Source organism: Enterococcus sp. (assembly GCF_022711995.1).
Lineage (GTDB): Bacteria > Bacillota > Bacilli > Lactobacillales > Enterococcaceae > Enterococcus_D.
In genome coordinates, this window is record NZ_JALAHI010000136.1 from 36,092 (window position 1) to 45,045 (window position 8,954).

The 8,954-nt window shown below is 38.9% G+C and carries 9 protein-coding genes and 1 pseudogene; 4 read left to right on the forward strand and 6 right to left on the reverse strand.

What is annotated here, in order from left to right; all coding sequences use genetic code 11:
* The first annotated feature begins 68 nt into the window (after positions 1 to 68).
* The gene (locus Q0A12_RS13590) at positions 69 to 998 is read left to right on the forward strand and encodes an ABC transporter ATP-binding protein (RefSeq protein WP_291293170.1); all 930 of its coding nucleotides are present in this window, start codon (positions 69 to 71) and stop codon (positions 996 to 998) included.
* Positions 991 to 1,767 (forward strand): ABC transporter permease subunit, encoded by a 777-nt coding sequence (locus Q0A12_RS13595; RefSeq protein ID WP_291293171.1) that lies wholly within the window; start codon positions 991 to 993, stop codon positions 1,765 to 1,767. The genes Q0A12_RS13590 and Q0A12_RS13595 overlap by 8 nt, the downstream gene beginning before the upstream one ends.
* A gap of 79 nt (positions 1,768 to 1,846) precedes the next feature.
* Here the strand turns inward: Q0A12_RS13595 and Q0A12_RS13600 are convergent, their stop codons facing one another.
* Entirely contained in the window at positions 1,847 to 2,740 is an 894-nt protein-coding gene (locus tag Q0A12_RS13600) for a HAMP domain-containing sensor histidine kinase (RefSeq protein ID WP_291293172.1), read from the reverse strand.
* Entirely contained in the window at positions 2,737 to 3,423 is a 687-nt protein-coding gene (locus Q0A12_RS13605; RefSeq protein ID WP_291293173.1) for a response regulator transcription factor, read from the reverse strand. Before Q0A12_RS13605 ends, Q0A12_RS13600 begins: the two co-directional genes overlap by 4 nt.
* Before the next feature lie 374 nt (positions 3,424 to 3,797).
* Here Q0A12_RS13605 and Q0A12_RS13610 point away from each other — a divergent pair, with 374 nt between their 5' ends.
* The gene (locus Q0A12_RS13610; protein ID WP_291293174.1) at positions 3,798 to 4,367 is read left to right on the forward strand and encodes a helix-turn-helix transcriptional regulator; all 570 of its coding nucleotides are present in this window, start codon (positions 3,798 to 3,800) and stop codon (positions 4,365 to 4,367) included.
* 160 nt (positions 4,368 to 4,527) lie between these two features.
* Positions 4,528 to 4,761, forward strand: a pseudogene (locus tag Q0A12_RS13615) (tyrosine-type recombinase/integrase); the annotation flags it as partial.
* Positions 4,762 to 4,812: 51 nt separating this feature from the next.
* On the opposite strand, the gene Q0A12_RS13620 reads toward Q0A12_RS13615, so the two are convergent.
* From Q0A12_RS13620 to Q0A12_RS13635, 4 genes are all read right to left on the reverse strand, one after another.
* On the reverse strand, positions 4,813 to 5,076 hold the full coding sequence (locus Q0A12_RS13620) for a type B 50S ribosomal protein L31 (protein ID WP_005228304.1): 264 nt from the start codon (positions 5,074 to 5,076) through the stop codon (positions 4,813 to 4,815).
* Positions 5,077 to 5,175: 99 nt separating this feature from the next.
* The gene (rho, locus tag Q0A12_RS13625; RefSeq protein ID WP_291293175.1) at positions 5,176 to 6,471 is read right to left on the reverse strand and encodes a transcription termination factor Rho; all 1,296 of its coding nucleotides are present in this window, start codon (positions 6,469 to 6,471) and stop codon (positions 5,176 to 5,178) included.
* Positions 6,472 to 6,473: 2 nt separating this feature from the next.
* Positions 6,474 to 7,733: a UDP-N-acetylglucosamine 1-carboxyvinyltransferase gene (locus Q0A12_RS13630; protein WP_291293176.1), complete on the reverse strand. Its 1,260-nt coding sequence runs from the start codon at positions 7,731 to 7,733 to the stop codon at positions 6,474 to 6,476.
* 132 nt (positions 7,734 to 7,865) lie between these two features.
* On the reverse strand, positions 7,866 to 8,735 hold the full coding sequence (locus tag Q0A12_RS13635) for a class II fructose-bisphosphate aldolase (RefSeq protein ID WP_291293177.1): 870 nt from the start codon (positions 8,733 to 8,735) through the stop codon (positions 7,866 to 7,868).
* Positions 8,736 to 8,954: the final 219 nt, after the last annotated feature.

The window sequence follows — 8,954 nt, forward strand, 5'->3', positions numbered from 1 at the left end:
ATAAGTTATTTGTTGCTTTAATGCACTCTCTTACATCAACAACTTACCAGAAGATAAGGAGGAATAACATGGAGTCAATTTTATCACTAAACCAAGTCACCAAAAAGTACGGTCAACAGTATGCATTAGATCAAGTTTCTTTAACGATCCAAAAAGGAGCGGTCTACGGCTTGATTGGTCGAAACGGTGCTGGTAAAACCACACTACTAAAAGCCATCACTCGTCTGATTTCAACAACCAGTGGCACCGTTTCACTGCTCGGGTCGAAGACAGATTCGGAATGGATCAAAGCTTTGCGACGCACTGGCTCGGTGATTGAGACCCCCGTGGCCTACGATCAATTAACCGCAAAAGAAAACTTAGAATACTACTGCAAATTAAGAGGCATCGTTGATCGTGGAACAGTGATTCAGGAAACTTTAGAATTAGTTGATCTAACCGATACAGACAACAAAAAATTCAAAGATTTTTCTTTAGGAATGAAACAGAAACTTGGAATCGCAATCGCTATTTTATCTAAGCCTGATCTGTTGATTTTAGATGAACCAATCAATGGCCTTGATCCGATTGCCATTGCTGCATTTCGTCATTTAATCAAACGCTTGAATGAAGAATACGGAATGACGATCATCATCTCTAGCCATATTTTAAGTGAGCTTTATCAAGTAGCGACTTGTTTTGGAATCATCAATAACGGTGTATTGATCAAGGAAATAGCAAAGACTGATTTTGATCAACTTAGCGAAGATTATATCGTTCTTAAAACTTCTGAAACGCCACAAGCAAGTGCATTATTAAAGGAAAACTTCTCGTTCAAAATGAAAATAATCAATCAAACAGAACTGCACTTATTTGAACGATCCCATCAAATCAACGAGATTACCCGCTTACTGGTGACAAACAATATTAGTATCGATGGGATCTATTATCAAAAACAAGATTTAGAAAACTATTTTACAAATCTGATTGATGACACGGAGGACATAACACATGATTAATACGATTCGAGCTGATTTCTTTCGCCTATTTCGTTCCAAAGGTTTTTATATCACTCAACTTCTTCTAATAGCTCTTGTTGCACTGTCAATTCTCACCAAGTCTTTAGGTTCCTCAGGAATGTCACTTGAACAGTTGACAGCTTTTCAAATCAATCTTCAAGATGCGACTTGGAATAGTTATCAAACGGTGATCGCCATGAGCACCATGGCTGCGTTCCTAATGTACTTTTGTCTTCCTTTGTTCGTAATGGTTTTAGGCTATGATTTAACAAAAAAAACATACAAAAATCAACTGGCGGTTGGGATTTCTCGTAAAGAATTCTTTCTTTCAAAATACATTATTTTCCTATTGGTTTCGGCTTTGCAATTCCTGTTCTATTATTTTTTCACTTTTTTGACAGCTGGAATCCGCTACGGCTTTGGTACAGCTCCCGATCACTTTTGGCTGGACTTTTTACGAATGATTCTTATTCAATTCATTGCATTTCAAGCTATTTTTACTATTGGACTATTTTTTCTCTTACTGACTTTTTCCAATGTAGCAGCAATCATCGCAGTCATTGTTGGTGGCTTAGTGACAGGTATCTTCACAGCTATTTTTCCCAACGCAGATTGGCTCAAATACTTGGACTTTCAATCAAACTTAAATCTTGCTTGGTTACAGGAGATGCCTGATCATTATTGGTTCAAAGCCATTGTTACTGCTTGTTTGTTTTCAGTGATTGTTCTCTTAGCTGCGTATCAACTCTTTCGAAAACGTGATTTATAAAAAATAGTTGTATATGAAGTGTCCTCAGGGCGAATGCCTTGCTGTTTTAGACACTTCATATACAACTATTTAGTTGCTTCTATTCAATCACTGGCCAAGAAATAGTCAATTCAAATTTTCGACCTTCGCTGGCCAACTCTAAATAACCATGACTTAATGTCATCAGTTCTTGAACAATAAACAATCCTAAACCTGATGAGTCTTCGATTTCCGCCAAATTTTCTGAATAAAAACGAGTAGTCAGCCGTTCAAGATCCCTAATAGGCTGCTTAGATTCATTCATTACTGACAATTGAGCAAATTTTCCTTTTTGCTGTAAGCGAATAGTTAACGTATTGCGTCCATGTTTCAACACATTACTAAAAATATTTTGTAAAATACGTACCAATAGTTCAGGGTCGTTCTCAATCCATAAATCTTCGGTAATATCTAATTTGACAGAAAATTTTTGTTTGGTTAACGAATCGTAGTAGGTCACTAATTGACGCTTAAAAAACTGGCTGAAATCTAGTGGAACCAACTCTGGCTTCACGTTGTTTTCCAATAAGTTTTGATACTCCAATAATACCTCTAAGCGATCCGCAACAGTTTTCAGGTTGCGATCAATCTTTTGAATGATTTGCGCCTCTTCTTCAGATAACTTGGTTTTTTTAAGCTGATAAAGATACCCATTAGCAATGGTTAATGGTGTCCGAATGTCATGGGTAATATTGTGAATGGCTAAATCCAATGTGGCTTTTTCTTGCTGCGAGGTAATTTGCAATGCTTGCAACTCTAAAAAAAGACGATTGAACTCTTGAATGATTCGATCGAAGGAACGACTATATGTCTTGGTAGTAAGTGACTTATTGGTGTTTGTTTCACGTTTTTCCTGTACGCTTTGTAATAAATGCTTTAAGCCAATTTGTTGCCGCAGGTACAAAATGCTTACCAACAAGCACATGAATGTTATGAAAACTGCATAATAAATCATTCTTTTATTTCCTTTAAGCGAACGCCCAATCCCCAAACCGTTTCAATGTACTCTCGTTGGTCATCGACACAAGCAATTTTTTTTCGTAAATTACTTAAATGGGTATTCAGCGTGTTATCTCCGGTCAGATAGGTCTCATGCCAAATCATTTCATAAAGTTGCTCTTTCGTAAAAATCTGTTGAGGATATTCCAACAAGCACTTAAAAATGGCAAACTCTTTTTTTCCTAACCGAACTTCATTTATTCCAGCTTTCAATGTAAAGTCACTTCCATCGAGCAACAAATCGTGATATTTCCAATAAGAGGTGCCAGAATTAAGTTGACTCTGACTATTTCGTAGCTGGACAGTGACACGTGCCACCACTTCATCTAGATCAAAAGGTTTCGTGATGTAATCATTTGCTCCATCTAATAAAACTTGACTCACTTTCTTTTTATCCCCCATAGCCGTTATCATAATAACTGGCACGTCACTCACTTTTCTAATTTCTCGCAATACATCCTCACCGCTTCGTCCCGGCAACATAATATCCAACAAAACTAAGTCAAACGACTCATTTTTAAAATAAAGCAATGCTTCTGTACCAGAATAAGCTGGCTGTACTTTGGAAAAAGAGCATAGTTGCTGACAAAGCAGCTCATTGATCTCATTTACGTCCTCTACAATTAAAATTTTAGTCAACCTTATCACCTCGATGATCAAACAAATTATCATTTATGCTATCCATTATAAAACGCCTTAGAAATTTTGTCTTGAACTAATTCAATTAGCCCCTGCTTGATTTGCTCTTTGCAGTGAAGATAACCAGCCTTTTTGTTGAACAAATGCAAAAGAAAATCAAAAACCGGAAATTGTTTTCCCGGCCATTTATCTCAAGTGATTTGGCAGATACAAACAAAATGGAAACACAAAGCTAGCAGGAAAATAATTTGTCTCTTTTAGTAGGAAAAACCCGGTATCACTGAAAAGCAAGCGTCTCTTGCGCTCTGTCAAATCAAATTTCCTTGAACGATCTTACCTTTCGTATTATTTTATTATTGAAGGAGGCACATTGAATGTTTGCACAAATTTTAAAGGATAGGAGAACCGAATTAGGTATTACACAACAGGAGATGGCTGAAAAATTATTTGTTACCCGACAAACAATTTCAAACTGGGAAAATGGCAAAAACTTTCCAGACATCCCAACTTTGATTTCCATTAGTGAAACCTATTCCCTCTCGCTTGACTATATGTTGAAAGGAGATCCTATGTATATGAAGAAAGTAGAAGAAGATTATAAATTGATCAAGAAAAAAAGGAGTGAGCGCATCTCTCATTATATTGTTGTTACCTCCCTACTATTAATCGCGCTTATTTGTCTAGTAATTGTTTTTTTGAATGACTATGTGAACGAGAATATTCTAGGGACTATCGTCATTCTCATCTGCATTCCCCTTATGGGCGCAAGTTATGTTGTCTATAAATCTTTTTATCAAGCAAACGGCGCGCAACCGCTCTTTATTCCTAAAGCCTATGGGATAGGATTAACGATAAATCCTAACCATCCTATGGGAAAAGTGATATGGCTTCTTATTGGAATAGGATTACTCGCATTACTTTTCTCTTCCATAGCATCTATTTAGTCGAATCATCAGTAAAAATTATGACGACTTTTCAAAAAAATGACGACGTGGATTGCTGGTTAGCAGATCCACGTCGTTTTTTTGAGTAAACTCTCCACTCATCTCATTCAGTTAATTGTACTTATGCCATAGTTTTTGAGAGCACAAATTTTTCAATGATGGATTTCGTCACACTCATTGCAGTCTCCTACTTGAATCTGGTGTACCTATCAAAGAAGTTCAAGAGCAAATGGGTCATACAGATATAAAAACAACAATGAATGTGTATGCTTATGTAACCGATAAAAAGCAGGAAGAGACAGGTAATCGCTTTGCACAATTCATGACGAATCAAGTAAAGATAATATCGCAACAAGAAACGCAACATGCACAAAAAAAGAGATGTCCCCAGTAAAGGAAAACATCTCTAAATCGTTGGTAAACCAACGTTCTAACCTTGTTAGAATTATTCTGCAGCGTTGGCGTCTTTGAGGCCGTACTTTTTGTTGAAACGGTCCACACGTCCATCTGCTTGTGTGAATTTTTGACGTCCAGTGTAGAATGGATGTGAATCAGATGTTACTTCGACACGGATCAATGGATACGTGTTGCCATCTTCCCACTCAACAGTTTCTTGTGAATTCTTTGTTGAACCTGATAAGAATTTGAAACCAGTAGTTGAGTCCATGAATACAACTGGATGATAATCTGGATGGATATCTTGTTTCATTTCTTCTTCTCTCCTTTGCCCTGGTCCATTTGCTGTACCAGAGTTGATTTGTCGATTTTACAACATGACTATCTTACCATGTTTCGTTTTTCGATGCAATTATCTTTTGAGATTTCTTTTTGGTCGTTTATCGCCGAAATGAACATCATGAAACGCGGTTAAGAAATCCGCATTGGTTTTCGTTTTTCTTAAAAACTGAATAAATTGTTCTGTGAATTCCAAGGATTCTCCGGTCATATTGTTGCGTAAGCGCCAGGTTTCTTCTAATTGTTCGCTGCTCATCAAAAGTTCTTCTTTTCGTGTACCGGACTTCTTGATATCAATGGCTGGGAAAATACGGCGCTCGGCTAAGTTGCGTGAAAGCTGTAGTTCCATGTTTCCAGTTCCCTTGAATTCTTCATAGATGACATCATCCATGCGGCTACCAGTATCAACCAGTGCCGTAGCTAGAATCGTCAGACTGCCGCCTTCTTCGATATTCCGAGCGGCTCCGAAAAATTTCTTTGGTTTGTATAGTGCGGCTGGATCGATCCCGCCACTCAAAGTACGACCGCTTGGCGGCACGACTAAGTTATAGGCACGTGCCAAACGAGTGATACTATCCATCAGTATCACAACATCGCGCTTGTCCTCAACTAAACGCATAGCACGTTCAAGGACCAATTCAGAGACCCGAGTATGGTTACTTGGCTGTAGATCAAAGGTCGAAGAAACAACGTCTCCTTTGACACTTCGTTCTAAATCAGTTACTTCTTCCGGACGTTCATCAATCAATAAGACGATCAATTCTACATCCGGGTGATTGTCAGTGATCCCGTTTGCGATTTCTTTCAAGATACTGGTCTTGCCCGCTTTTGGTGGGGCAACGATCAATCCCCGTTGACCAAATCCAACTGGCGCCAACATATCGATCATCCGTGTTGACAGACGTCCGGGTGTGGTTTCCAAATTCAAATGACGATTCGGATATAGCGGCGTCAAAGCCGGAAAATGGGGACGTTCTTTTGCTTCTTCTGGATCTTTGCCATTGACAGATTCAACATGCATCAATCCATAATAACGTTCTGACTCTTTTGGAGGTCTGGCTTTCCCGGCTACCTTATCGCCATTTCGCAAACTGAAACGGCGAATTTGAGAAGAAGAAATATAGATATCTTCCGCACTGGGTCCGTAATTGATAGGACGTAAAAAGCCGTAGCCTTCTTGTCCAACAATATCAAGAATACCTTCCATGTAAAAGAAGCCTTGCTTTTCTGCTTGGGCCCGAATCACAGCCAGCGATAATTCTTTTTTGTTCATTTGGCTGTAATAAGGAATTCGAAATTCTTTGGCAAACGTATAGATTTCTTTTAACGTTTTATTCTCCAGTTCTGCCATTGTTAAATAATCGCTCATAGTTACTCCTCTACCATTTGAATGTCTGCCCCTAAGGCTGTAAGTTTATCGATTATATGATCATATCCTCGTAAAATATATTCGACATTGAAAACTGTGGTGGTTCCTGTAGCCATCAATCCAGCAATTACCAAACAAGCTCCTGCTCGCAAATCAGAAGCAACGACTTCAGCACCATGAAGTTGGCTTGGGCCATGAAGCAAAATCAGATTGCCTTCCGTTGTTGCTTGTGCGCCCATTCGGGCCAATTCTGGTATATGATTGACACGTTTGGCATAGATTGTATCCAAAATTTCTGACGTGCCATTTGCTTTCAAGAGTAAGGGAGTGATCGGTTGTTGCAAGTCAGTAGCAAAACCAGGATATGGGTATGTTTTTACATTGGCAGGCTTTAAGTCTTGCGACGGATAAACATAGATTTCATCTTCACTGATATCCATACGCACACCAATTTCTTCTAATTTAGCGATGTAGCTTTCAAGATGCTCATAAATGACATTTTTGATGGTGATCCCTTCTCCAGCAGCTGCTGCCAAAGACAGGTATGTGCCTGCTTCAATCCGATCTGGGATGATCGAATGACGACACCCGTGTAATTCTTGAACGCCTTCGATTCGGATCTCGTTGGTCCCTGCGCCACGAATTTTAGCTCCCATGTTGTTTAGTAAAGTTGCCACATCAATGATCTCAGGTTCACGAGCAGCATTTTCAATGATGGTCTTGCCTTTGGCTTTGACGGCTGCCAGCATGACATTGATCGTCGCTCCAATAGATACCATATCTAAGAAGATTCGTTCTCCAGCAAGGCCTTCTTCACTGGTCCGCAAATACATCGCGCCATGTTCATTGGTGACTGTAGCTCCTAGCGCCTCAAAGCCTTTGATATGCAAATCAATCGGACGTGGGCCTAAGAAACAGCCGCCAGGCAGGCCTACGACACCTTCACCGAACTTGCCTAATAGTGCCCCCATGAAATAATAAGAAGCACGCAAACTATTGATTTTGCCGCTTGGCATCGGAATCGAAACGATCTGTGTGGGATCGATGGTTAATGTGTTTTCTTCAAAGTGCGTTTGAACACCCATAATTTCTAAAATTTCAATCAATGAGTGCACATCTTGAATATCCGGCACTCCTTCTAATACGACAGGAGAATCAGCCAAAATAGCCGCAGGAATCAAAGCTACCGCACTATTTTTTGCCCCACTGATCGTGACTTCTCCTTTTAAGGGACGATTGCCTTGAATGACAATTTTTTTCATCTATATCCACCTATACTTTAAAGTTTATGTGTATCATGCCAATTTTAGCATAGAACAGACAAAGAAAAAAGCAGGATTTCCCCACAAAAAAAAGAACGACCAAAAGTGATCGTTCTTTTGAACTGAAATGGATTAAGCTTTACCAGCTGAACCGAACCAGTCAATGTGTTCTTCTGCATCTTTAACGATTGCAGCAACACCTGGTGCTAATAATTTACGAGGGTCGAATCCTTTACCTTCTTTATCTTTGCCAGCTTCGATGTATTCACGAGTTGCTTTTGCAAATGATAATTGGAATTCAGTATTTACGTTTACTTTAGATACACCCATTGAGATTGCTTTTTCGATTTGGTCTTGAGGAATACCAGAACCACCGTGTAATACTAATGGTACATCAGAACCTACTGCATCAGCGATTGCTTGTAAGTGGTCAAAAGCAAGGCCTTTCCAGTTTTCAGGGTATTGACCGTGAATGTTACCAATTCCGCAAGCTAGGTAATCGATACCTGTTGCAACCATTTGTTTACATTCTTCGATGTCTGCTAATTCACCAGCTCCGATGATTCCATCTTCTTCGCCGCCGATTGAACCAACTTCACATTCAACAGAAACGCCTTTAGCATGTGCTTTTTCAACAACTTCTTTAGCTAATTTCAAGTTTTCTTCAAATGGTAGATGAGAACCATCGAACATAACTGAAGTATAGCCAACTTCGATACATTCCATTGCAGCATCGTAATCGCCATGGTCTAAGTGGATCGCAACTGGAACAGTGATGTTCATTGATTCAACTAAATCACAGATAAGATCTTTAGCAAGTTTGTATCCGCCCATGTATTTTGCAGCACCCATAGAAGTTTGAATAAGAACTGGCGCTTTTTTCGCTTCAGCAGCTTTTAAAATCGCTTGAGTCCATTCTAAGTTATTTGTATTGAATCCACCTACTGCATATCCGCCTTGACGAGCAGCTTTTAAGAATTCAGCTCCTGATACTACTGGCATAAAAAATTCCTCCTAAGTTTTAAAAAACTTTATTTGTTAAGCAATGCTTAACCGACACTGCTATTTTAGCAAACATTTGCGGTATTTGCTACTAAAAGATGTAAATCTCTTTTCAATAAAAGATTGCACAAATTAAAAATTCTTTGCTTTTCATTTTCTTTTCTGAAAAAACTTTGTGAAACTAGCCTCTCTTCTTACATTTGTTTGCATACAATAACA